This window comes from Pseudomonas sp. LBUM1660 (assembly GCF_059695935.1).
In genome coordinates this window covers 2,317,661-2,339,581 of record NZ_CP166795.1, presented here as the reverse complement: position 1 = coordinate 2,339,581, position 21,921 = coordinate 2,317,661, and the positions used below count along the sequence as shown (strand labels likewise).

Annotated in this window: 27 protein-coding genes; 2 read left to right on the top strand and 25 right to left on the bottom strand. The window is 58.2% G+C overall.

The annotated features are described in order from the left end of the window. Positions 1-81 precede the first annotated feature (81 nt). Positions 82-450: a hypothetical protein gene (locus ACA068_RS10990; RefSeq protein WP_497309738.1), complete on the top strand. Its 369-nt coding sequence runs from the start codon at positions 82-84 to the stop codon at positions 448-450. Between the two features lie 71 nt (positions 451-521). Continuing rightward, positions 522-1,907, top strand: a complete 1,386-nt coding sequence (locus ACA068_RS10985; RefSeq protein WP_497310571.1) for a restriction endonuclease — start codon at positions 522-524, stop codon at positions 1,905-1,907. 47 nt (positions 1,908-1,954) lie between these two features. Here the strand turns inward: ACA068_RS10985 and ACA068_RS10980 are convergent, their stop codons facing one another. From ACA068_RS10980 to ACA068_RS10860, 25 genes are all read right to left on the bottom strand, one after another. Further along, complete coding sequence (locus ACA068_RS10980) at positions 1,955-2,485, bottom strand: lysis system spanin subunit (RefSeq protein WP_497309736.1); 531 nt, start codon at positions 2,483-2,485, stop codon at positions 1,955-1,957. Further along, positions 2,482-2,919, bottom strand: a complete 438-nt coding sequence (locus ACA068_RS10975; RefSeq protein ID WP_497309734.1) for a cell wall hydrolase — start codon at positions 2,917-2,919, stop codon at positions 2,482-2,484. Before ACA068_RS10975 ends, ACA068_RS10980 begins: the two co-directional genes overlap by 4 nt. Positions 2,920-2,977: 58 nt before the next feature. Beyond that, positions 2,978-3,385 carry a tail fiber assembly protein gene (locus ACA068_RS10970; RefSeq protein WP_497309732.1) on the bottom strand — a complete coding sequence of 136 codons (408 nt, stop codon included), beginning with the start codon at positions 3,383-3,385 and terminating at the stop codon, positions 2,978-2,980. Between the two features lie 10 nt (positions 3,386-3,395). Next, positions 3,396-4,274: a hypothetical protein gene (locus tag ACA068_RS10965; RefSeq protein WP_497309730.1), complete on the bottom strand. Its 879-nt coding sequence runs from the start codon at positions 4,272-4,274 to the stop codon at positions 3,396-3,398. An 11-nt stretch (positions 4,275-4,285) separates the two neighbouring features. After that, entirely contained in the window at positions 4,286-4,885 is a 600-nt protein-coding gene (locus tag ACA068_RS10960) for a YmfQ family protein (RefSeq protein WP_497309728.1), read from the bottom strand. Beyond that, positions 4,876-5,919 (bottom strand): baseplate J/gp47 family protein, encoded by a 1,044-nt coding sequence (locus ACA068_RS10955; protein WP_497309727.1) that lies wholly within the window; start codon positions 5,917-5,919, stop codon positions 4,876-4,878. The genes ACA068_RS10960 and ACA068_RS10955 overlap by 10 nt, the downstream gene beginning before the upstream one ends. After that, positions 5,909-6,307: a phage GP46 family protein gene (locus tag ACA068_RS10950; RefSeq protein ID WP_497309725.1), complete on the bottom strand. Its 399-nt coding sequence runs from the start codon at positions 6,305-6,307 to the stop codon at positions 5,909-5,911. The genes ACA068_RS10955 and ACA068_RS10950 overlap by 11 nt, the downstream gene beginning before the upstream one ends. 2 nt (positions 6,308-6,309) lie before the next feature. Next, positions 6,310-6,816 (bottom strand): phage baseplate assembly protein V, encoded by a 507-nt coding sequence (locus ACA068_RS10945; RefSeq protein WP_497309723.1) that lies wholly within the window; start codon positions 6,814-6,816, stop codon positions 6,310-6,312. Next, positions 6,813-7,928, bottom strand: a complete 1,116-nt coding sequence (locus ACA068_RS10940) for a phage baseplate assembly protein (protein ID WP_497309721.1) — start codon at positions 7,926-7,928, stop codon at positions 6,813-6,815. The genes ACA068_RS10945 and ACA068_RS10940 overlap by 4 nt, the downstream gene beginning before the upstream one ends. A gap of 2 nt (positions 7,929-7,930) precedes the next feature. Next, positions 7,931-9,217: a DNA circularization protein gene (locus ACA068_RS10935; RefSeq protein WP_497309719.1), complete on the bottom strand. Its 1,287-nt coding sequence runs from the start codon at positions 9,215-9,217 to the stop codon at positions 7,931-7,933. Then, entirely contained in the window at positions 9,214-11,277 is a 2,064-nt protein-coding gene (locus tag ACA068_RS10930) for a phage tail tape measure protein (protein WP_497309717.1), read from the bottom strand. Before ACA068_RS10930 ends, ACA068_RS10935 begins: the two co-directional genes overlap by 4 nt. Positions 11,278-11,407: 130 nt before the next feature. Then, positions 11,408-11,704, bottom strand: coding sequence for a phage tail assembly protein (locus tag ACA068_RS10925; protein ID WP_497309716.1), 297 nt, complete (start codon positions 11,702-11,704; stop codon positions 11,408-11,410). Then, on the bottom strand, positions 11,701-12,048 hold the full coding sequence (locus tag ACA068_RS10920; protein WP_497309714.1) for a phage tail tube protein: 348 nt from the start codon (positions 12,046-12,048) through the stop codon (positions 11,701-11,703). Before ACA068_RS10920 ends, ACA068_RS10925 begins: the two co-directional genes overlap by 4 nt. 60 nt (positions 12,049-12,108) lie before the next feature. Then, on the bottom strand, positions 12,109-13,605 hold the full coding sequence (locus tag ACA068_RS10915) for a phage tail sheath subtilisin-like domain-containing protein (protein WP_497309712.1): 1,497 nt from the start codon (positions 13,603-13,605) through the stop codon (positions 12,109-12,111). Beyond that, positions 13,605-13,811: a DUF2635 domain-containing protein gene (locus tag ACA068_RS10910; RefSeq protein WP_497309710.1), complete on the bottom strand. Its 207-nt coding sequence runs from the start codon at positions 13,809-13,811 to the stop codon at positions 13,605-13,607. Before ACA068_RS10910 ends, ACA068_RS10915 begins: the two co-directional genes overlap by 1 nt. Next, a complete protein-coding gene (locus ACA068_RS10905) occupies positions 13,808-14,398 on the bottom strand; it encodes a phage tail terminator protein (protein ID WP_497309708.1) in 591 nt (196 codons plus the stop codon). Before ACA068_RS10905 ends, ACA068_RS10910 begins: the two co-directional genes overlap by 4 nt. Before the next feature lie 78 nt (positions 14,399-14,476). Beyond that, positions 14,477-14,998, bottom strand: a complete 522-nt coding sequence (locus ACA068_RS10900) for an HK97-gp10 family putative phage morphogenesis protein (RefSeq protein ID WP_497309706.1) — start codon at positions 14,996-14,998, stop codon at positions 14,477-14,479. Next, the gene (locus tag ACA068_RS10895) at positions 14,988-15,353 is read right to left on the bottom strand and encodes a phage head closure protein (RefSeq protein ID WP_497309704.1); all 366 of its coding nucleotides are present in this window, start codon (positions 15,351-15,353) and stop codon (positions 14,988-14,990) included. The genes ACA068_RS10900 and ACA068_RS10895 overlap by 11 nt, the downstream gene beginning before the upstream one ends. Next, positions 15,354-15,704, bottom strand: coding sequence for a head-tail connector protein (locus ACA068_RS10890; RefSeq protein WP_497309702.1), 351 nt, complete (start codon positions 15,702-15,704; stop codon positions 15,354-15,356). 2 nt (positions 15,705-15,706) lie between these two features. Next, positions 15,707-15,994, bottom strand: a complete 288-nt coding sequence (locus ACA068_RS10885; RefSeq protein ID WP_497309700.1) for a DUF7210 family protein — start codon at positions 15,992-15,994, stop codon at positions 15,707-15,709. A gap of 41 nt (positions 15,995-16,035) precedes the next feature. Continuing rightward, positions 16,036-17,253: a phage major capsid protein gene (locus tag ACA068_RS10880; RefSeq protein ID WP_497309698.1), complete on the bottom strand. Its 1,218-nt coding sequence runs from the start codon at positions 17,251-17,253 to the stop codon at positions 16,036-16,038. Between the two features lie 2 nt (positions 17,254-17,255). Next, positions 17,256-18,140 carry a head maturation protease, ClpP-related gene (locus ACA068_RS10875; RefSeq protein WP_497309696.1) on the bottom strand — a complete coding sequence of 295 codons (885 nt, stop codon included), beginning with the start codon at positions 18,138-18,140 and terminating at the stop codon, positions 17,256-17,258. Between the two features lie 16 nt (positions 18,141-18,156). Then, positions 18,157-19,578 carry a phage portal protein gene (locus ACA068_RS10870; protein WP_497309694.1) on the bottom strand — a complete coding sequence of 474 codons (1,422 nt, stop codon included), beginning with the start codon at positions 19,576-19,578 and terminating at the stop codon, positions 18,157-18,159. Then, positions 19,578-21,338, bottom strand: coding sequence for a terminase large subunit (locus tag ACA068_RS10865; RefSeq protein ID WP_497309693.1), 1,761 nt, complete (start codon positions 21,336-21,338; stop codon positions 19,578-19,580). Before ACA068_RS10865 ends, ACA068_RS10870 begins: the two co-directional genes overlap by 1 nt. After that, positions 21,304-21,831, bottom strand: a complete 528-nt coding sequence (locus ACA068_RS10860) for a phage terminase small subunit P27 family (protein ID WP_458725659.1) — start codon at positions 21,829-21,831, stop codon at positions 21,304-21,306. The genes ACA068_RS10865 and ACA068_RS10860 overlap by 35 nt, the downstream gene beginning before the upstream one ends. Between the last annotated feature and the right edge of the window lie 90 nt (positions 21,832-21,921).

Sequence of the window (21,921 nt, the reverse complement as noted above, 5' to 3'; positions counted from 1 at the left end):
CGCGCAGTTCGTCGTCGCCCGCTCGCCCTACGTCCAGATCTCGATTACTGTATATGCAAACAGTATCTATTTGGTGTTGCCGTGGATCCGTATGAAATCGAAGACACCAGCGACTGGCTGGGATGCCCGACCGAGCTTGAGACTTGCACCCACTATCTGCGCATGCTGGAGAATGAGGTGCAGGAACTGACCCTTCAATTGCGCAAAGCTCGCGAAGACATCTTCGGCCTGGTGCAGATGCACGCTGATGCCACCAAAGAATGCGGGGCGATGCGGGCAGAACTGTTGAAGGCCAAAGCCGAACTCTTGGACGCAAACCGCAGAGCTACCAATATTGAGACGAAATTCAACTGGGAACTGATGGCCAAAGGGAAGCTAGTCAGCCACCTATACGACCAAATCACCACGCTGACTGGCGCTGACCCGCGCAAAAAACTGCCACTCCGCTAAACTGATGATCCAACAAGAGGACGCCACCGGCACCTCAGTTATCAATACTAATAGAAAGGGATGTGAGCAATATGCAGGTGGCCAACGCAGACAAACTTTTAGCGTTAATCACAGAATATGGCCAACTGAAATCCGATGTTAAAATTACACCTCAGGCTAGAGGACAGGCATTAAACGGACTAATCGCAAGAATGCTATTGTGCTGGGGCCTAGATGCCGAGCCTAATATCCGGCGCCGGGAGGGCAAAGGAGAAATTGATGTTGCGGTCAATATCAACTCTCGGCATTTTGTAATAGAAGCAAAATGGGAAAAAAAGAAAACTGACTTTAAAACTGTAGCACTACTAAAGAACAGAGTTAGTCAGCGCGTAGTTGGAACCTGCGGTCTAGTAATTTCTATTGCGGGCTTCACTTCAGAACTTATTAGGGACGCTGCCGCTGGTGGCTTGAATGTCATATTGATGGACAAAAATCACTTAGAGGCGATGCTTAGCGGCTTTGTGCCTCCACAAGAAATGATTGAGCAACTAGTAAAGAAGGCATCACAGGACGGCATTCACTATTCAGCCCTACACAACTTGTATCCACGTCCGTTTTTTTCTCAAATGAATCCGAGCTTCGGAAACACAATAAGCTTTTCACACCCGACAGACAACACTGCAACTCACCAGCTCAAAACTTGCATGAGCGACCTTCCTTTTGGACAGTTTGGAATTGTCGCAAAAAGCAACGATGAAATAATATTGACCACAACCGAAGGTCTTTTCTTAGCCGACCTCGAAAATAAGAACATTAAACCTCTGCTCAACTTTCCCGACTGCTCGGGAAACACGTTAATAGACAAAAATGGTGCGATTTATATTCGACGAAATTCCGGAATAGGGAAGTTGGAGAATGGAAAGCTAACCTGCATTGGCGGAGCGATCATTGGTGGATCAAACCTCATGGAGCATCCTGACGGCTCCCTCAGGGTTTTTTCAATGAACCGCCATGCGGCACCTGATGAAGGCGCCCGAACATTTATCGCAACTTTTGGAAATGAACTAGGAACACAGTCGACCGCATATACTAATGAAGCCCCACACCAGTTCATCTCGACATGCTATACCGCCGATGGAAACTTGATATTAGTTGGGCACGCTGGAATCGCCCTCCTAGCCGAGGACACACGAACCGTACTGCTCGACTTTAAAGACAGCCCCCTCTGCAATACAAATGGAATATTCAGAATCTCAGATTACGAATTTTACATATGCAGCAACAACACAACCATCTGGAAATTCAACAGCAAAACCAACAGTTTAATACCAGCAAAAAAATACCCGCTAATGGGCGGATGCTTCACCATCTGTGACAGTTTACAGAACGGGGGTTATTTATGGGGTAACTACCGAAACGAAGCGCAAGAACAAAAATGCTGCGTACTCAAATGGTCATCCGAACAGACAGTTTCATAGCGGTAAACCGTGCCTGATTGTCAGTCAATTTGGTTCCGCGGCTAGTATCATTCCTTTCGTGTACCGAGAGCGACCGCTCGTACATATTCCTGGCACGCTGAGAGAGCAATCAGTCCTTGATCCCCAACATCGGTGATTTCGATAATTCGTTGAGCATGCGCTGGGTCAAGTCGGACGCGCGTTCTTCCATGAACCACGCCGCCGGCTTCGGAGGAGGCAGGCACTGAACAGCCACTGGCTGGATCTGTGGTGTCAAGGAGGACTGACAACCGTAGATCAGTAGTTGCAAGGCGATCACGCAGGCGAGCCTGGTCCTTTTGTGCATTGGTCAAAGCCTCGTGGTGAGTTTGGTCGCTGGCAGCAAGGCGCTGCTCAAGCGCGAGTCGCTTGTCCTGATCGGCGCGCACCTGGGCTGCCGCGACGGCACTGATGGTGGTCAGGTCGGCTTGGTGCAGACCGGCCTGCTCGGAAAGCTGCTTGCCATAACGCCAGTTCTGCACCTTCCACACTCCCGCTGCAGTCAACAATAGAAGAGCGAACACTCCAGCAAGCGCCGCTTTCAGCGCCCCAGGAGTCATGGAACATCCTTAAAGAAGATGTGGTGCCCGTGATGCAGTGTCTGTGTGGCACCCTTAGTCCAAGTCGGCGCCTTCGGCATGGTGGTTGCGTAGTAGTGCGTCGCGCCACCGGTAGGATCCGGCACTTTTCCATCAATCACCTGGTCAGCAGCAATCCGCGCCTGGGCGAGCTCGCGGAACGGGATAGCCTTTGCGCCACTTAGGTACGGGAAGTTCGAGTCGTTCTTGTTCCAGCAGCTGAACTGGTACTTCGCTTGGCACACGCCGGCATAGCCCTCGCCCCACCAATCCGGCTTGCCATCGCTGTGCAAATCAATCTCCACACGGTTGCGAATCGTCCAGGCCACGGCAATCTGACCGGCCAGGCTTTCACCGCGCGCCTCACCCCATAGCGTGCGTGCGAGGATGTCGCGGTCTTTCTCGGTTACAGGCATAACTTTCTCCAGGCAAAAAAATACCCGCTCGATGGCGGGTGCATTTCGTTCGGTTGAGTCAGGCTGGGACAACGGGCCAATCAACCGTTTCGGGGAAGGTTGCCTGATCCTCGATGCGATTCAGCGCCACCCGGTACTGCTTCCACTTCTTGAGCAGGGCAATATCCGCCGGCGTGGCGTCATCGACATCCACCGCGTCCTGCAAGGGCCCAATCTTCGTCGTGGCCAGGGCCATAAACGAATCGCGTTGTGACAAAGCCGTCGCCACCAGTTCGTCGCGAGTCGGTGCCGGGAGGTCTGCCAGCATCGGCATTCCCTCTGGGCCAGCGACAATGATTTTGTCGTGAGGCCGGAATGACATCACTTCAGCGTACAGCTCGTCCGTGATCTCGAGAGCGTCTGCGGGGAAAGCCGCGTAGTTCGCCGGGTCATCGTAAAAGCCGCCGCTGGAGGGTGAATACCACATAAAAAGCTCCTTAATAGCTGATAGCGACCCATTGCGCGTTGGCGACAAGGGAACCGCCTACGGTGGTCGAACCCTTGGTCAGGGTGGCGATGTTGTACGCGGTGAACCCAGCAGAGACCGCTTGGTAGGTCCAGAGCCCCACATTCGGATTGCCGTTTGAATCTTGAAGCCCCAACCAAAACAGTTGGTTGGCAACTGCCACCGGGAACGCGATGTTGACGCTGGTCGCCGTGCCGGTGGACTGCCCCCACTGAATATAAAAATCGCGCTTAACGCCGGCGACCATGATCGGGATCTTGATAAATCCGTTGGTCGCCAGGGTGCCGCCGAGTTGCCCCAACGCCAGGCTGTGGCGGCTAAGGGTCGCATCGGCGACTTGCACCGGGCCACCAGCAGACTCGATCACGACCCAGGATCCGGTGCCGATAGAACTATTCCATTGCAACCACAGGTCACCGTTCGCAATAATCTCGCCGCCTTGTAGGGCCGCATGCGAACCGCCGACGATAGGCTTCGCGCCCAGTCCGTCTGGGTTAAATGTGCTAGCCCCGGTGTTCGCCGTTTTCGCCTTTACTTTCAAAGTAAGGCCATCGGTAAGCGCCCCGAGTGCCGGTGAAAACGTTGCCACGTATGTGTTCGCCGCTCCAGTGTCCAACGCGTATAAGCCGGCGCCCGCCTGCAGGAGTTTCTTGATGGCCAGGACCAACTGATTGTTGGTGTTTTCAACTGGAGCAATTGCCCCTGCCGCGAGTACCGCCAGTATTTCTTCAGTAACCGCATTGCCCCACGCCGAAGGAATCAGTGATCCCGGCGTGCCGGTGGTGGGGTTCTCATCAATAAACTTGCCGTCTACCAAGCCAATGCTCGGCACACTAATAGGAAAATCCACGTTCTTACCCCTCAGTCATAATTGATATGCACAACGGTATGCGCCGGCGCCGGCCGACGGATCGAGCACTCCAACGGGTTGCCAGGGTTGGCCCCGAAACGCTCCCCCCAGTAGCTCACGCCAAAGCGGCGGCCTTGCTTCTGGCGCCCGCCGGTGTTGAGCGTCCACATGAATTGCGCACGCCACGTGCCGAAATGCGCCGAGCCAAAACGAGAACGCCCCATACGGGGCGCTCGGTGTTCAGTGATGGTCGCGTCAGGGTAGCCCTGGCTCACAGCGATCTCGATGAAGTACGCCGGGCTCTGCCCCCCGACCTCAACGAGCCGCCGCCGAACAGCCAAGCGGCGATCCTCAAAAGCGGGGTTAGGGCCGAGGCACTCGTCAGGCAGCCCCATTACCGCTTCCCAGTCAGGAACAAGTTCACTCACGCTCGCAGGATCCATCTCGTTCAACAGGTCCACCGCCCGGGCATCCACGCGGGAAAACTCAAGGGCGACTCCGGTCAGCACCAGATCAATTTCCGGTACCAGGTCCGGATCCCATGCGGGCCCTGCGGGCAACAACCCACGCAGCTGAAGTCGGTATTGTTCGGCGGTTCTGGCTATAGCCATGTGATACCTCCGAACGTCAGCAGTTGATTGGAGGCCGCGACGACATCAGCCGCCGGCACAATAAGGTCATGGTCGGTCTCGCCGGACGATCCACTGATGGCTTCAGCAATGTGGGTCAGCAAAAGTGTTTCGCCTAACCCGGCTTCACGGTCATGCAGATCAACCAGCTGATCCTGAATCGCCACCCTCACCGCAGAGGTATCCGGTACCGCGTGGATGCTGTACAGCACAGGAACCTTGACTGGCGGCAAGACGTAAAGCTCTGCCGTCACGGGGCGCCTGAATGGCGATTCGATGTAAGCCTTCACCTCGGCCAGCTGCGTTGGATTCGGGATTGGCTCGAAATCCCCGTCGCGCATTACGAACAAGCCAACGGTGCCAGGCCCCAGATAATTACGGCGACACCAGGCGCGGGTGATTCCCGGTACCTCCAAAGCCCAGGTTTCATAGTCGTCCGCCGAGCCACCGTGCGGGATTACTCGATAAGACCGAACCACCCTAGCGCGTAATGACTCAACGCTTTCTTTGGCGATGCCCCCCACCACACCAGGCGCCAGAACGGTGAACAGGTTGGTCACACCCGCAACCGGCTGGACCAGGGCCAAGGTCAGCCCCGCATCAGCGTTGCCCAATACGCCGGCGTCAACGGCCTCTACCGTGGTGGTGTTCAGCCCGGCCACGGTGGTGACGCCTGTCGTCACTTTGTAGGTACGCCCATCCCCTGCTTGCAGCACCACATCAACGTCCAGTACGGCGCCTGCCGCCGCAGTGAAGCTCACCGGCCCCTCTGCAGGTTGAGCAGGCTTACGAGGCTGATTCAGTCGCAGCAGCGCGATACGTTCCAACGTTTCTTCGTCGGCCCGATCAGGCAATATCTGTTCAGCGATCCAATCGAGATAGCCGTACAAGCCGTAGGCCGTGCCACCCAAGGTTCTGGCCAGCACCTGGGCATCGGAGCGGCGCAGCGAGTCGCTGGCCAGATCACCCTGGGTGCGCCCAATCAAGACAGGTAATGAAGGCGTTTCAAACGGCATAGATCACCTGCCAAGAAGAGGGTTGTTTGATTTCAAGCCGAGCACCGCTGGACACCGTTAGCGTGGGAATCAGATTCAACCGGTTGATATCGACCTTTTCACTGGCAATGGCGACGTCGGTCACGTGCCCATCATCCAGCAACCATTGCAGGGCTTCGCGCGCGTAGGCCTCTGCATCGCGTTGTGTTTGCGGTGTCAGCTTCACCCGCCGCAACAGCCACAAGCGCGAACCGATACGGTCATCGGCAATGGCTGGGTAACTGTCACCCCACCAGCCGAAGCGCTCGTCGTCATCGATACGGTCATCTGTTTCGGCGCGGCGCCAGGTGTAAAGGCTGATGATCACTGCACGAATGAGCGAAGCCTCAAGATCAGAATTGATGACCATGATCAACCTCCCGCGATCGGTGCGCCGCTCTGGCCACTACCGGCTTGAACGCCACTGTGAGGGTGATGAATCTGGCTGACACCAGCTGCCACCTGATCACCTTGTGAAACAATATCCCCGGTCTGGTTGATCACCGGGCTGTCGATGTTCACCGCCGTCGTCGCCTTGATGTTGAGCGTGCCTGTCTCTATGTCGATGATCCGGCCACGCTTGAAATGAATCCGATCGCCTTCGTCGGTGTAGATAGCCACCTCACCAGGCGCCAGACCCTGTATGCGGTACCGGCGATCAGCCGCCACCAAAACCACTGCATGGGATCGGTCACCGCCGATGAACGCGGCGAGCACCTCGGCCCCGGGCAACGGGTTGCTGGTGAGTCCATATGGCTCGAAATGTTCGGCGCCGTCTTTTAGCTCGCCGGCGGTGAGGCGAACTTGTAGGCCCTGGAGCTTCTTGGCTGCATCGACCAGCACGACCGTGCCGCGAGCCAGCATAGTTTTCAGGTTCATTTTTTGGGCTCGTAGTCAGCAGGGATGAGGTATTCGAAGTTGTCGCCTTTGCCGCCCTTCTTCACTTTCCGTTTGCTGTGCGGATCCTTGGGCTCAGGCTCAAAACTCTCAGGCGGCCCCAGCTCCAGCTTGGTGATCGTCCCCTGCTCGCTCAACGTGTAGGTGATGCGCGAGATCAACATGTCGCGATTCATGCCAATGATTGGGTCGATCACGCGGGTGATCATGTTGTGTCGCCAGAGCTGACCATTGGATTGACGCCAGCCCTGCACCACATAGGTGACGGTCATCGCCTTCCCCATACGGCTGCTGCGCTCCCAATTGGCCCGGGCACTCGCGAGCTCATTGGTCACTTGTCCGGATTCCTGAATGATCAAGACGCGCTTGCGGGTCGTGCGGTCATCGGTCAGGACGGCGGAAACTTCCGCGGCGTCAGGGCCGAACTCATCGTCGGTCCCGCTCTTTTGTCCCAGCACCTGGTACTCGGAAAATACGCCGGAGAAATCGAGCGGCGCCTCGCCGGTCTTGACGTTCTTACCGACCTCCACCGCGTCAAAGGTACGCCCGCCACTGCCGGGGCTGGCCAGCACTGCCGCACCGCGCGCGTCGTCAGTGGAGAACACCCGAAATAATGTCAGCAACCTGTCGATAGAAGCGAATGCCGTCTCTCCTGGCTCGATGGTGTGGTCGGAAAGTTTTCCGCCCTCAGGGATCTCGCTGGTGACCGCGATGCCATAAGGCGCAGCCAACGCCTTGACGATGGACAGCACCGACTGGTTGTTCCATTGACCCGGCTTATTGACTGCCGCGCAGTCGACCAGGTCCGCGGTCAATGATCGGCCACTTATGGATTTGGTGATTTGTTTATCGTCATGGCTGACCGGCGTTGCGAATACCCAAGCGGTCAGCACCAGGTCATCACCGATCCGCACCTGGCACTTGTCACCCTGCCGGATTGGAATGTTCTGAATCTGCCCTGGCCACTTCCAGGTCAACGACACGTTGAAGGAACGGGCCTGATCTTCAAGCCCGGCAGTAATTTCCACGGATTTCCAGCCGAAGTAATCCATGCCGCCAACCGTGAGGGTGACCGCGTTTTGATCATCACTCATGGTTACCTCTGGGCGATTTTGATGGGCACTGAGGGCACGAAGCCCGGGTGCTGAATGCGGTTGCGCTGAACAACCTCTGGCGCCCGTGTGGCATCACCAAAACGACGATAAGCAAGCACCAACGCCGACAAGCTTTCCGCAGGGGTGACCTCAACGAGCTTCACGCCCGACTGCGCGACGGCCGTCAGGTGTTTCACCACGGTTTGGCGGAAAGTGTTTAACACCAGATAATGCGCCGGGTCGGCCTTCAACGACGCCTCATGAATGGCTTCATTGAGATTATCCCGCAGCTCGATCACATCATCGGCGACCGGCACGTCCGGCCGCACAATCGGCTGCACCGCCTGCTGATCAACCGACGGCATCGACTCTATTGACTCTGGCTGCGTGGCCACAGGCAACTCGCTGACGATCAGGCCGATCTGCACCAATGTCGAATCCTGCACCAGGTTTGCCGCCGCCTGCGAAGCAGTGATCGCATCGGTTCCGCCAACAGTGCTTACGGTGTTGATGCTGCTGACAGCTTCCGTTTGCTGGGTGGCTTCGGCAACTGCCGCGCGATAACCGCCGCCAGCATTACCGCCTGAGCTAGACCGACCGCTCGAACTTGAGCCAAAAAAATTGAAGCCTGAAAAGCTGCTGAAGTAGCTGGAAAAGAGCGAGGACAGCGAACCGGGGGAATTGATCAGCGACTGCGCGAAACCCGTGACATCCGTGAAGACACTCAAGAACGGCGCGAACTGCTGCTGGATGACAGAGAAGACGTTCGTCAGGCTGTTGCGCATTTGCATCAGCCCCAATCGCGCCTGGTTCACTGTGCCCATGGCGGCCTGATACCGATTGAGCGACGACGTCAGCAGGCTTTCAGACGAATTCACCACCTGAGCTTGCGTGTTGACTTTGGCCGCCGGTGTCTGCAACGGCATGTCCGGATAGAACGTCAGATCAAAGCTGATCATGCCGCCGCCCATGAGGTCGTGAGACATATCGCACTCGCCGGCCTTGACTTGCATTTTCCCAAGCCACGGGTGGACCAGCTCCCCACCACCGGGAGTGTTCAACGCTTCGATCAACTTGTCTCGACGCTCGAAACAATCATCACCGATGACCCATCCCGTCATCTTGTGCACCTGGGACTGTTTGCCCAACTGCTCGAAGAATGGCGTATCCCGCTGCGGAAATTCGTGCAGCTGTCCCTTCATGCCAACCGGCACCGACGTCTGGGGGATCAAGAAGCTGATCCCCCGGAACGAAGCCGGCAACAACTTATCACGCCACGTCGCCGTCATTGGTTAGGCCTCATAATGCCAATAGTTCGGGTACCGACACTGGGCTTGATGTTCAGGCCCGGCTGGTTGGTTTTGGCTTGATCAACGGTGGTACCCGGCGGTGCGCCGTTGAGATTGATGTTGAGCTCACCATTGAGTTTCGGCGCCTGATTGGCCGATGCCTGCTGAAGCAGGCCGCTGGATTGGTTGGCCAGATTCGGCCGACTCAACAACTTGTCAGTGCTCGGGATGCCTGCCGCGTTTTTCATCATCCGTTGATAACGCTGGGCACCTTCTACTGCCCCGGCTTCAACGAACGCGCCGTCACCACCGCCCGGTCCTGCGTTGCGTACGCGCTGCTCTTCGGCGAACTCGTTAGCTTTGTTGGTGGCGGTTTTGATGATTCCCTCACCACCTTCGCCACCGCCGAAGTACTTCATCATCGGCTCTATAATCGGTTTCAATCTCGCCCATAGCTTCTGGAACCACTCAGTGATGGGTGCCCAGTTCTTGGCAATCATCCCGAGCGGCGTCCACTCAAACATGCGCCCGAGGAAATCCATTACCGGCGTGGAGACGGCGACAAGAACATCCCAAAGCGCCGAGAACAACTCAGTCAACGGCCCCCAGTTTTCCATCACCATCGGGATCGGAGTGAATGCAAAGGCCTGCTTAAACCAGCCCCACAGGATCATGGCCGGACCTTTGATCTTTTCCCAGATCGCCTCGAAGTACGGCGCAACGGTCGCCCAGTTGGCAATCAACAGGCCGGCCGCGAGCGCGATACCTCGAACGATTATCCCGATCGGCGACATAGCGGTGACGGCACTGAGGATCTTGGTTGCAACCACAGCGCCCATCACCGCAACACGCAGCACACCGAAGGCAACGCCAGCGCCCAACACCCCACGAATAACGCCAGGGTGTTCACCGGCAAGTGAAGACATCTGGGAAATGGCCGGCCCGATCTGATCCATGAAGTCATTGAACGGAGGTAGGAGACCAGAACCCACTGCCACACCCAAGCGTGTGACCTTGTTGGTCAGCAGCTGCATGGAGTTGGCAGTGGTCGCGGACCGCGCTGTGTACTCCGCCTCCATGGAGCCAGCGAACTTCCCTTCCGTGCCCACGGCCTTGAAGCTGGACTTCAACAGATCGAGGTTGGTCAGCAGTGGCGCGATAGCAGACACCGACTCGGTACCGAAGAGCTGCGTCAGTAACCCGGCCTGCTTCGCCGGATCGACCTTGGCGATGCGCTCCAGCACATCTTCGATCGTGCCCTGAGCATCCTTTTGCATGCTCTTCGAAACTTGCTTCACATCCAACCGCAGCGACTTGAAAGCCTCCGATTGTTGTTTGGTGGCCGCGCTGCCCTTGGTCAGCGACAGCATGAAGTTCTTCATGCCCGTTGCCGCTACTTCACTCGGGACACCCACGCCCGCGAGCGTGGCACCCATCGCGGCAACCTGACCTGCTGACAAGCCGGCGATGCCACCCAACGAACCGATACGGGTCACGATGTCGGAGATCTGTGCGGCCGACGAAGGACCGATGTTGCTCAGGTAGTTGATCTTGTCAGCCAGGGTAACGACTTCCGGCTGCGTCATTTTGAAGGACGTGCGCCACTTGGCCATCATGTCGCCGGACTGATCGGCGGTCTGATCGAAGGCGATGCCCATTTTCACCGCGTCCTCGGCGAACTGCTTGAGCTCACCACGGGCGAAACCGGCCTGGCCACCGGCGGCAACAATGGCCGCAATGCCACTCGCTGCCATCGGCATTTTCTCCGACATATCAAGCACGTCCTGCCCCATCTGCTTGAACTGTTCGGGCGTGTCGAAGGTAACGACCTTCTTCACATCGGCCATGGACGTTTCGAATTCCATGGCAGCACGGGCACCAGCAATGAACGGCGCCGCAAAGGCGCCGCCTTGCAACATATCCTGGAAGCCGATGTTGCCAAGGCCTGAGCTGTTCATCTGTTTGCGGAAGCCCGCAACGTTCTTACGGATCCCGGTCAGTGTCGGCGACAGCTTGTCGACGCCGGTGATCAACGCCTTGAGCTGGAACTTGTCCGCCATCACTGCACCTGCTGAAGTTCGTTAATGCGTTGGGCGTGCTCAAGGCATTCCGTGAGCGCATCCAGTGGCCTGGCCATCATCTGTTCGGGGTCAACTTTCCAGAACCAGGCCAGGTCGTAGGCGACTGAAATCAGGTCGTTGATGGAGCCGACGCCGCACTCATGAAAAAACCGGCGACCGCCCAGCTCAGCGCGTTGAGGTCAGCCAGGTCCAGCTGGTTGACCGACGACGGCGGGATGCCGGCGCAGATCGCGATGTATTTAGCTGCGACATCCATGTCGAGCCCGACCTCTTCGTTCTTGTCGATCCGATACGGCAACGCCTTGATAGCGCGCACTTCCTGTACGGTCGGCCGACGCAAAGTCAGCTCAGTCAGTGGCTCGCCGTGGGCCTCGATGGCCGCCTGAAGTTTCACTGTGCCCGTCATTGCCACACCCCTTTGATGCCGTCGAATTGCAGTTCAATGGTGCCGTCATCGCCTTTCGACGTCGGCTCGTCGACCAGGTACGCACCCGAGAGCACATAGACCTTGCCGTTGTTGAATTCACAGGTGACCGTCATATCCGTGCCTTCGGTCAGCGTCTTGATCGAAAGCGCCGGATCATGGATGACGGTCATTTTCAGATAGGGCGCCAGCTCCTCCTCCTTGTAGTAGCCCGGATAAACCGTCTCCCGTTTTTTATCCATCAACGGCGCTTCGGCGCCACCGGTGACGGTCAGCTGCATTCCGTCCACCTTGATGTACGCCGTGCCCGCTACTTTTTTGCCCATGGGTTGAATCTCCAGAATGAAAAAGCCCGCTCGGGGCGGGCTTGGTGATCGTGGTCAGCGTTACGCGGCGGCGTCGTACTGGAGGCGGAACTGGTTGAGCAGCGCAAAAATGCGCAGGCCGTTGATGTAATCCGGCGGGAACAACACGTTCACTCGGCTCGGGTCATTGCTGTCGCGCTCCACCACCAGGTGCTCAGCGAACAGGTCAGCGTTTTCCACATGACCTTCCTGTTCGAGCTTGGCGTACTGCGCAATCAGCTCGCCGCGGATGGTGCTCGGCGTGACGATAGGCTGGCCGGCGCCGAAGCGCGTACCATCGCTGGCCAGCTTGTGGCGGCCGTACTTGCTGGTAATCACGCTCTGCATGCGCCGGATGATGAACGCCGACTGGTGCATGGTCTCGCTGTCCAGGTACGAGTTGTCCGCCTGGCCATACGCGTTCTTCTGGTAGGTGGTGATCGAGCGCTGGATGCGCACGTAGCCGCCTTCGTAGTAGGCCGTTGCAAGGCCGTAGGTCAGCAGCGATTGGCGCTCCGTGAGCGTGAACCGCTCGCTGGCCGGTGCCGGATCCAGCCCGGGTAGCGAGCCGCTTTGCGTTGGCCGGCTGGCATCTGCCGAGATGAATACCGAAGTGCGCGCCGCCAATGCCGCTGCCTGCACCCATACCGGTTGGGGCACACCCGGCTCCACTGCCTGAATGGTCATGTGCTGATCATTGCGTGCCTGGCCTGCCGCCACCAGCGTACCCAAGGTGCCACGCTTCGCCGTGTAGACGTGGCCGAACAGTTGTTTCGCCCAGCTCCAGCGGCCGGTGTTGTCGTCCATCGCATCTTTCCACGCGTTCAGCGTGGTCGTGTCCGACCAGGGCACGCAGATGAATTCGAAAGGCTCATCGCCCAGCGCCGCTACAGCATCGATCTGGTCAGGCGCACCGACGCCTCCCGTCATCAGGGTTGCAACAACAGTCAGGCCCGTAGGGGTCGCCTCGCCATTGGACTTGCCAAGGCGATTCAGGACCAGACCAATGTCGTTGCCGCTCTCACCCTTCCACTTACAAGTGAGCGTGACGACTCCCGCGACAGCCAAGGCGGTGACTGGCAGGTCTGGCGTGGCGTTGATCTTCACGGCCAATGCCGACGCCGCGATGGTCGGAGTAGCCGCCGCAACAACGACCGACTGCACACGAACACCACCGACGTACAGGTTCAACAACCCCGGCTCGGTCGCGGCACCGGTGATAGTGACCGTCGCTGTTGCAGCGGTACCGGTAGCGTTTTGAAGCGGCAGGCACCAGATCTCGCCGATCGGATCAGTCTTGCGCCAGGTTTCGTACATCGCCGCCAGCATCGAGCCTTGCCCGCCGATGTCCTTGGCCAGACCCAGGCTCGACACCAGCACCAGTTGGCCAATGCTTTCGCTGGTGGCGTCATCGTTGACCTGGGCGACAATCAATCGACGCATGGCCGACGACGCACTGTTGGCCGCCGAGTTATCCATCTCCGCATAGAACAGCGGCACGCGGATATCGGCGGGGATGCTACTGAATCCGATAGCCATTATTGCGCTTCCTCGGGTTTCGGCGTGGTGACGCCCTTGGTGGATTGGGCTTTATCAGCCTTGAGGGTTACGTCCCCATCCGCTTGGCGGCGGCGCCACCATGCGTTGTCTGGGACTTCCCGGCCTTCAACAGGCAACAAGTCGCCAGCCTCCGGATCGGGCACAGAGCGGCCAGAGGCCGGCACCACAGTGATGCGTTTGGTCATGGTGTTACGTCTCCTGAGAATTTCGCTTCGATGCGCCCATCCGGGCCAGGTCGCTGCAGGTTTGGATCTGCCGGGTCGATGCAGTCCATGTCGAAGTCAACGCCGGTGAACGGCGGCAAACCGTCGATTTCGAGTTCGTGCCAGGTTTCGGCGGGTTCGTCTTTGCTGTTGCGGCCAAGCTGGAACTCAGCGACAAAGCTGTAGCGGTAGATCACACGGGCGCGGTTGATAACAATCAGCTCGCCGCCGGCGTACTCAATAAACTCGTATTCATCAGTGGGCTTCCACCCGACCAACGCTCGCCACAACTCCTTGCGCAGACCGTGCAGCAGATCCACCGCCTGCTGGCCGCGCTCGTCGCGAGTATCTAAAACGACGATCACATCGAACTGATCGGTGATCTCCTGCCGCACACCGTTTTGAACGTCGTTCTTTGTAGCTTGATCGCCGGTGGAAATGACGTAGGCAGACGGTCGATGTAACTGTTCGCTGTTCGCTACGGCCTCAAAATCGATCCCGCCTGCGACTCGACCACCGTACGACGGGCAGCGCTGACGCAGATGAGCTACCAGTGAAGTGATATCCATTGAGAGAATTCCGGACGTAAAAAAACCCACCTGAGTGGGTCTGTTTAAAATGAGCGCCGTTGTGGAACCGCGGTCTATTCACTTCAGCGAATCGGCAAAACCGCGGGTGAGCACTTGCTTGACTCGACTCGATCCGAGCTCAAGGGCCTTCTCCATAAAGTTACCCCGGGGGTCCACTCTCCAACCTTCAAGCTTCCTGGCTTCGGCCAGCTTGGCCCTTGCGCCAGCTGCACGTCTATTTTTCCTGCCCTTCCCCATACCAGGCGCCAACCGTTTTATCGCCTCACCTTTGCGCACCCCGTAATGCAGGTACGCAGGATAGAAGGCATCCATGCCCGATATTTTCTGCGGGGAGATACGCACCAGAAAGCCGGACCGGCTGACTTTGTATTTGATCGAGCGTCGAAGCGTCCCGCTTTTCTGACCCGGATACTCTTCAGCTTTTGACGTTTGCTTGCGGTTGACCAACCCCTTTGCGAGCCGCTGAATCAGCACGCCCGCGAGCCGCATGGATTTTCGAATTTCCTTTTTTTCGAAGTCGAGTTTTCCATACGAATCGAACGCACCAAAGTGCATATAAGCCGCAGGTCTATTCTCCATAAATCCCTCCGCCTTGCTGCGTCTGGCCCAGCTCTTCAACCTCAAGAACGGTAAAACGCGTTTTGCCGTTCATGTTGAAGCCGCGCTTCACCCTGTATTGCGTGTCACCGTGGACCACCTCAAATGCGGTAGTGATGCCCTTGCGATAACGCAGGACGACGCGATGAGTGACTTTTGAATCGGTTTGAACACTGCCCGAGTAGATGGCAGACCCCACAGGTTCGATCTTTGCCCAACGAGGGTTGAGGTCAGAAAAAACGGACTCAAGCCCCATGTCATCAGCAGGCACATCATCACGTCGACGCAGGGTCACATGCTTATCAAGCTCGCCTGCACCTGGTTCGCGGTAGGCCATTTAAACCCCCATCTTCACCCGGTACGGGTGCAGCAACGACTTTGAACCCATGGGCAATTCAACGACCGATGCGACGTTGACGCCGGTCACACTGTCCTCGCGATTGGCATACAGATGACCGAGGATCAGCAAGCACGCCGCCGTAATCGACGGCGCAATCACAATTGGATCATCGCCGGCTAGACCGTCGAGGACCGCCGCAGCCAAGGCGGCGGTATCGGCGTAGAAGCTGCGCTGCAAATACTGCGCGGCACTGTCCTCGGCAGCAGCGAGCAACACCTCGACATACCCCCGATCTTCAGTTTCTGCGCGCAAATGCTGCATCGCCAGATCAACCGATATCGCTCCCATGATCAGTTCGCCTTCTTTTTCTTCGACGCGGCGGTCTTGCCCGGGGCCGGATCGTCATCGCCCCCCACTGCATCCGGCGGGGTCAAACTCAACTGCCCAGTGGTCAGCGCCATCGAGTTAACGACGGGCTCCTCGTCCAGGGTGACAACCGGTTCAGCGTCCGATTCATCGAGCGCGGCATAACCCTTGGCGATCAGTTCGCGGCCGTGCTGATCGTGTGTTTCGAATGACCGTCCCTCAACCACCGTCTTGCCGCCGAGGTATAACGGTTTCAGCGTAATCAGTTTCATGGTGCTCTCCAGTTGGCCGCCCGGAGGCGGCCTTGTGAGGATCAACCGCCTGCAGGTTCAGGGGCGGTGAACGGGCCATAGACGAAGGCTTCCGGACGCTTGACCACCAGAGCCAGTCGCTCTTCGCAGCGGATCGTGATCATGTTCTTCTCGAAGTCATCGGCGTTTTCAGTGCTGATCACCACGTTCGCGTCCTCGCGATCGAAGAGCTGGGCGCCGGTCTGGAAGGCACCGGTGAGAAACTTCCCTTCGAAACCCACCGCTTCGGTGGCCACCACCGGCAAGCCCCAGAGCACAGGACCGGCCAGGCCCAACGGATTGGCCAGGATGTAACGACCGAGCGTGTCTTTCGTCAGCTCGATTTTTGCCCAGTCCATGAAGTGCAGGACGTGACCACTCGAAGGCAGGCGGGCCAGTTGGCATTGCAGCATCGCCAGGCGCAGATCATCGATACCCGACTGGTGATCGACTTCGAACGCCGGATCGTAAACGGAGGCTTGTGGCACGATGCCGTGCAAGTGAACCCCGGTACCGTCGGCGAACAGAATCTCCTGCTCTTCGACGTACTTCAGCCCATAACGCATTTCGATATCGATGGTCGAACCGAGTTGCGCAAAGTCGTCCAGAATCTGTTTCGACGCTTTGAACAGGTGAGCGATGGTGGACACCCCGGTGATCTTTGGGGTGAACGTAATGCCCGAATACGGCTTGGCCGTTCCTTCCGCCACAGCTCTGGCCGCGTTGACAAAGCCAGTCTGTTGCACCCAGAAGATGGCCGGCGAGCCCGTCTTACCAGGTGCGATCAGGTCGCGGATGAACAAGCGCTGTTTCGGCGAGACATCGATGCCCGGGATACGCTGTGGCTCGACAACACCCGCCGGGACATCGCCGGACAACAGCGCCGCGCTGACCGGAATGCTCAGTCGCTTGTTACCTTCCACACTCGCCGCGAACGCCTTCAGCGCTTCGCTTTTGATGATGGTGCCACCCAGGGTTTCGCGGGACTGACCAGAGGCCTGTGTCGGCAGCCGGGCGAATTCCTGTTCGATCTCACCCAGTTGCGACTTGAGCAGTTTCTCGGCCTCGGACAACGAGTTGAATTTAAGGGCCAACTCGTCGACGGCCGCTTTGGTTTCTGAGGAAAGATTGCCGGCCTTCTTCGCTTCTGCCAGTGCATCTTCAGCCTTTTTGCTGAATTCGCTGCTGGCCTTGGCCAGTTCGGCGGAAACGTTCTTAAGCAGTTCGGTTGTATCGGTCATTATCAAGCTCCAGGGACAATAGAGGCTGCCGCTTTGAACTGAGCCAAGGCTCGTTCGAACTCAGCAATTGCTTCGGCCGGAATGGCCGGGGGTTCGGTAGCGCTCGGCGTACCCGGACCGGTAGCGCTGAGCGTGCCGGTCTTGATGTCTTGAATCAGGGAGCGCCGCTCACTGCGCGGCATTCCCTGTTTTGCGAGGATGACGTCCAGCCGGCGAGCCGCGATCTGTTGCGGGCTACCGGCCTTGGCGTCATGTTTGGTTGCATCGGAGGGCAGCAGCTGGTCGGCAAACCCTTCCTCGATCGCGACGGATCCGGCCATCCAAGTTTCAGCATCCATCAGTTTCTGCATGGCTTCGGTGGGATCACCGGTACGTGCGGCATAGATGTCGGCCAGGGCGATATCGATCTGTTCCAGGAAGTCCGCGACTTCCCGAATGTCGTTACGGTTGCCACCGACAATCGTCCACGCGTTATGGATCATCAGGAAGCCAGCGCGGGCGATCTGGACATCATCGCCAGCCATCGCAATAAAGGACGCAGCGGAAGCAGCGAGGCCCAGCACCTTCACGGTTACCTTGCCTTTGTGTTCGCGCAGTAGGTTGTAAATCGCCAACCCCTCGAACACATCGCCGCCTGGTGAGTTGATATTGACGGTGACATCAGCGCCATTCATCGACCGTAGTGCGGCGCTGATGCGCTTAGCCGTCACACCCTCCCCGGTCCAAAAGTCATAACCGATCGGGTCATAAATCGAGATGGTGTTCTCTTCGTCTGCCGCCGCCCGGATCTCGGGGTTCCAGCGCTCAAGCGCTAAGGGCAACATGTCGCAGGAAACATCCGCGCGCGGCCGGGCCGCCGGTGCCGCCGGAAGCGTTTTGATTGTCATGAAAACTCCGAGAGTGTCAGGCGGCTTTTTTCAGCCGGTCGATAGAGATCAGCGCGTGGGCCATGACGGTGCCGTCAGGGTCACCAGCCTGGAGAGCCTTGGCCGCTTCGCTGTAAGCCAATTGAATCGAGGCCTTGTCGCCCGCGTCATTGGCCACCATCAGGTCCTGCATGAACTTCGCGGCCTTCGCCGATAGCCCGCCGTTTTGACCCAACCATTCCAGCGAAACCATGGCGCCTTGCACGGTGTAGACCTCGCCACCCGGGATCGGCGGCAGGTTTTCTTTGCGCCGGACTTCGTTGCGGTTCATCCAGCCATTTGTCAGCGCTCCGTTGTAGTACGCAGAACGGCCAGCGCTATCTGCACGAAGAAGCCCCTCAACCGAGAACTCGGCGAAGAACTCGTCGGAGTCCTGATCACCGATCAGGCAACGGGTGATTTCCTGCTCGATGTTGACCAGCAGCGGGCGCAGGCAGTTGGTGAGGAAATGCAGGTTTTGCGATTCGGTGCTCGCCGCCCAACTGCTCTGCTTGTCCATGTGACCGACCATGAAAGGGGGCACCTGGAACCAACGGCAAATTTCCTCGACGTTGAAGGATCGCGTCTCCAGCATCTGGGCCGCTTCAGGATTCATCGTGATGCCCTGATACTTCAGGCCCGCCTCCAGCACCATGGTTTTGCCAGCGTTGGTCGAGCTGCTGAACGCGGCCAAGCTGGCCCGCAACAACTCACGCTGCTTGTCAGTGAGCGTGCCAGCGCCTTGAGCGCTGCCACCCTCGACCGTCAGGAAGCCGGAGGCTTGCAAGCCGTTGGCAAAGACCTTCGCCGCGGCTTCTTCCGCCGACATGGCGGCGCCGATGATGTCGCGCCCCGTGGTGATCGGCAGCATGCCGCACACGCCATCAAGACCGAAGCCACGGATGTGCACCAACGTCTTTTCGGGGATCACCCGCCTAGTACCGTTTTCGGTGTAGCTGTATTCCAGTCGCCCATTGGCCAGGCGCTCGACCTTCATGCACTGAGGCAGCAGCGGAATCAACGCCGTAATGCGGGTGCCGATCATTTTCTTTTCAATGAAGGCATTGCCACGCAAACAGATGCTGGCCACGACCATCAACATGAACCGCTGCGGGGTCATCTCGATGTTGGGTGAGCGACAGAGCACCCGGTACAACGGATGGTCTGTGGCCACTTCTCGTGACCCGTCCGGCATGCGTCGGTACAGCTTCAACGGTAAGGTCGATACCGATTCAGACAGTAGTCGGACACAGGCCCAGACGGTAGACAGACGCAGCGAACTGTCGACGGTTACCGACTTTCCGCTGCTGGATGTACCGATCCATTCTTGCCAGAACGCGGTGTTGTTCAAGCCGATCGGCACGCCCAGCCATTGCTGGAGGGCGGCACGAACTCGCCCGGTTTTCGTTTCCCGCGCCATTAGATTCCCACCATGATCGGATTGTTGTAGAAGCCATCGCGGTCGCCAGAAACAACAGGCTGAGAATCTGCCGCACCAATGCTCATCGCCAGCGCAACAACGCCATCGATTCGACCGGTGCTTCTACGCTTGGCAAATATTCGATTGTCTTTCTGGTCCGCATCCAGCACCGCGCTGGCTGCGTTCCAACGCAGCACAGGGTTGGTCTTAATCTTGATGCTCTTTTCGGTGAGCAGTGTTTCTGTCAGCTCAATAGAGCGAGGCATCCACAGCCCGGTTTCTTTCGAGACGGTGTAACCCTGACCATGCGGCAGCAACGGTACGTCGATACCTTGAGCTTCAAGTTCAGGCGTGAAGTACTTGATGCGGTACGGGTCGAACGCGATGCCTTGGATGCTGTATCGCACCGCCAGCTCGCCCACGCGTGCAGCGACTGCCGCATAGTCGACAGCCATACCTGGTGGCGCATGCAGGAAACCGCCACGCACCCAAGCGTCGTAGGGCACACGATCGACGCGAGCCCTGTCGAGCATGCTGTCTTTGGGCGTCCACAGTTCAGCGACTGCCAATTTCAACCGTGGGAAATACAGCACCAGGGCCGTGAGATCTCGCGAACCGGACAGGTCGAGGCCGCCATAACAAGGCTCTCCCTCGGGAATCTGCTCGAGATCGTAATCATCTTCGCAGGCCATCCAGATGTTTGCGGCCAACCAAGGGTTCGCTGCATCCACCCATTCACAGAAGTTGAGTCGGCGCACGCTCGACTCTTTCGAGGGCATGCCGCGAGCTTCAGTGACCTGCTCGCGCAAGTACTTGAGCCCCGGCACCCCGCCGTTTGCATCACCGGGCTTGCCGAAGGCCAGGCTAGGGTTCGACTTGTACCAGCAGCCTTCGTCCTTGATCGGGTCATCACCCGGATCAAGTGAGCAGATGAAGGCAAAGAAACTGTCGTCCTGCTTATCACCCTTGCAAAGCGCGATGCCGTATTCGTGGTACTCGTAACAGATCGTCGTACGGTCGTGACCGCTGTTGGTGATCATCACGATCATGGCTTGGCGCCGGCTTTTGGTGCCGGCCCGCATCATGTCCACGACGGTCCGCGTTTTGTGTTCGTGGATCTCGTCGAGTAAAGCGATGTGAGGTCGCGGCCCCGATTGGCCATCGTCAGCACTAATGGGGCGAAAGAAGCTGCCTGATGCCGGGTGTGCAAGGTTCCAGACTTTCTCACCGCGCCCCGACTGCTCGATTCGGTCAGCCAGCAACTGCGACTGATCGACCATTGCCACCGCGTCGCGGAACAGGATCATGGCCTGGTCTTTTTTCGTCGCAGCGGCATAGACCTCGGCACGGGCTTCGCCATCGGAGGTCATGCCCAACAAGCCGATACCGGCCGCCAGCGGCGATTTTCCCGACCCCTTGCCGGTTTCGACGTAGGCAGTTCGGAACCGGCGGTATCCATCGGCCGCTTTCCAGCCGTACAGCGAGCCGATAACGAAGGCCTGCCAGGGGTTCAAGATGAATGGCAGCCCCTCATATTCACCACCGTTGAGGCACAGCACGTTTTCGTAATAGCCGATGGCACGCTGCGCAGCGGCCAGATCCCAACGCAACCCACGTGATGGCCCGAGCCTCAGGTCGTTGAGGTGCCGCTGGCAGGCGTTGCGTACGTCGGGACCGGCGATGATGCGGCCGGCCAGCACATCATTTGCGAAGGCGGCGGTGCGATCAGAAGTATGTGTCGACGATTCGTTTTTGGTCATTGGGGAAAAGCTCTCCCTGAGGCGCCGCGGGCTTCAGTGATCGGCGGGCCATGGGCGAGAATCCGAACTTACCGCCGGCGTCATTGGCGCGGCGCTCCGCGTCGTTTCGCAGCTTTCGCCAGATCGAAAGGTCTTGGGCGCCGGTGCGGTAGGTCTGCACGTCACCCTTGGTTGAGCTGGACAGGCTTTCGTTGAGCTCCTGAATTTTCAGAGTCCAGCGTCGGTAGTCCGACACGGCTTCGCAGTACTGAGCCATGACCTGCATGTCCATCTTGGAGATGAGCCCGAGCGTCACCAGGTCAGGCACCACCCGCTCCCACTCGCGCCGCGCATCTTCGTCGAGCCAGTCAGGCATCGGCGGCGCTTCAACCGGCATGACCGGCTGGCTTTGCTCACGCAGCAGGTCGCCGCGGTTCTTCTTGCTGCGATTGCCATTGATCAAATGGACGACGGCCGGCAGGGCTGGTCGCCCGGAGTTCTCGTTTCCGGCCATTTCAAACCTCGAATTTCACACACGAACACCTAACGAACCGAAGGGGTACCCCCCCATTTTTCCCGCTTTTGTGTAAAGACCATGGCGAGG

What these genes read in the sequence shown, in the direction of transcription:
- ACA068_RS10985 (WP_497310571.1), top strand. Translation starts at nt 522, where the DNA reads ATGCAGGTGGCCAACGCAGACAAACTTTTAGCGTTAATCACAGAATAT.
- ACA068_RS10980 (WP_497309736.1), bottom strand. Translation starts at nt 2,485, where the DNA reads ATGACTCCTGGGGCGCTGAAAGCGGCGCTTGCTGGAGTGTTCGCTCTT.
- ACA068_RS10975 (WP_497309734.1), bottom strand. Translation starts at nt 2,919, where the DNA reads ATGCCTGTAACCGAGAAAGACCGCGACATCCTCGCACGCACGCTATGG.
- ACA068_RS10970 (WP_497309732.1), bottom strand. Translation starts at nt 3,385, where the DNA reads ATGTGGTATTCACCCTCCAGCGGCGGCTTTTACGATGACCCGGCGAAC.
- ACA068_RS10960 (WP_497309728.1), bottom strand. Translation starts at nt 4,885, where the DNA reads ATGGCTATAGCCAGAACCGCCGAACAATACCGACTTCAGCTGCGTGGG.
- ACA068_RS10955 (WP_497309727.1), bottom strand. Translation starts at nt 5,919, where the DNA reads ATGCCGTTTGAAACGCCTTCATTACCTGTCTTGATTGGGCGCACCCAG.
- ACA068_RS10950 (WP_497309725.1), bottom strand. Translation starts at nt 6,307, where the DNA reads ATGGTCATCAATTCTGATCTTGAGGCTTCGCTCATTCGTGCAGTGATC.
- ACA068_RS10945 (WP_497309723.1), bottom strand. Translation starts at nt 6,816, where the DNA reads ATGAACCTGAAAACTATGCTGGCTCGCGGCACGGTCGTGCTGGTCGAT.
- ACA068_RS10940 (WP_497309721.1), bottom strand. Translation starts at nt 7,928, where the DNA reads ATGAGTGATGATCAAAACGCGGTCACCCTCACGGTTGGCGGCATGGAT.
- ACA068_RS10935 (WP_497309719.1), bottom strand. Translation starts at nt 9,217, where the DNA reads ATGACGGCGACGTGGCGTGATAAGTTGTTGCCGGCTTCGTTCCGGGGG.
- ACA068_RS10930 (WP_497309717.1), bottom strand. Translation starts at nt 11,277, where the DNA reads ATGGCGGACAAGTTCCAGCTCAAGGCGTTGATCACCGGCGTCGACAAG.
- ACA068_RS10925 (WP_497309716.1), bottom strand. Translation starts at nt 11,704, where the DNA reads ATGACGGGCACAGTGAAACTTCAGGCGGCCATCGAGGCCCACGGCGAG.
- ACA068_RS10920 (WP_497309714.1), bottom strand. Translation starts at nt 12,048, where the DNA reads ATGGGCAAAAAAGTAGCGGGCACGGCGTACATCAAGGTGGACGGAATG.
- ACA068_RS10915 (WP_497309712.1), bottom strand. Translation starts at nt 13,605, where the DNA reads ATGGCTATCGGATTCAGTAGCATCCCCGCCGATATCCGCGTGCCGCTG.
- ACA068_RS10910 (WP_497309710.1), bottom strand. Translation starts at nt 13,811, where the DNA reads ATGACCAAACGCATCACTGTGGTGCCGGCCTCTGGCCGCTCTGTGCCC.
- ACA068_RS10905 (WP_497309708.1), bottom strand. Translation starts at nt 14,398, where the DNA reads ATGGATATCACTTCACTGGTAGCTCATCTGCGTCAGCGCTGCCCGTCG.
- ACA068_RS10900 (WP_497309706.1), bottom strand. Translation starts at nt 14,998, where the DNA reads ATGGAGAATAGACCTGCGGCTTATATGCACTTTGGTGCGTTCGATTCG.
- ACA068_RS10895 (WP_497309704.1), bottom strand. Translation starts at nt 15,353, where the DNA reads ATGGCCTACCGCGAACCAGGTGCAGGCGAGCTTGATAAGCATGTGACC.
- ACA068_RS10890 (WP_497309702.1), bottom strand. Translation starts at nt 15,704, where the DNA reads ATGGGAGCGATATCGGTTGATCTGGCGATGCAGCATTTGCGCGCAGAA.
- ACA068_RS10885 (WP_497309700.1), bottom strand. Translation starts at nt 15,994, where the DNA reads ATGAAACTGATTACGCTGAAACCGTTATACCTCGGCGGCAAGACGGTG.
- ACA068_RS10880 (WP_497309698.1), bottom strand. Translation starts at nt 17,253, where the DNA reads ATGACCGATACAACCGAACTGCTTAAGAACGTTTCCGCCGAACTGGCC.
- ACA068_RS10875 (WP_497309696.1), bottom strand. Translation starts at nt 18,140, where the DNA reads ATGACAATCAAAACGCTTCCGGCGGCACCGGCGGCCCGGCCGCGCGCG.
- ACA068_RS10870 (WP_497309694.1), bottom strand. Translation starts at nt 19,578, where the DNA reads ATGGCGCGGGAAACGAAAACCGGGCGAGTTCGTGCCGCCCTCCAGCAA.
- ACA068_RS10865 (WP_497309693.1), bottom strand. Translation starts at nt 21,338, where the DNA reads ATGACCAAAAACGAATCGTCGACACATACTTCTGATCGCACCGCCGCC.
- ACA068_RS10860 (WP_458725659.1), bottom strand. Translation starts at nt 21,831, where the DNA reads ATGGCCGGAAACGAGAACTCCGGGCGACCAGCCCTGCCGGCCGTCGTC.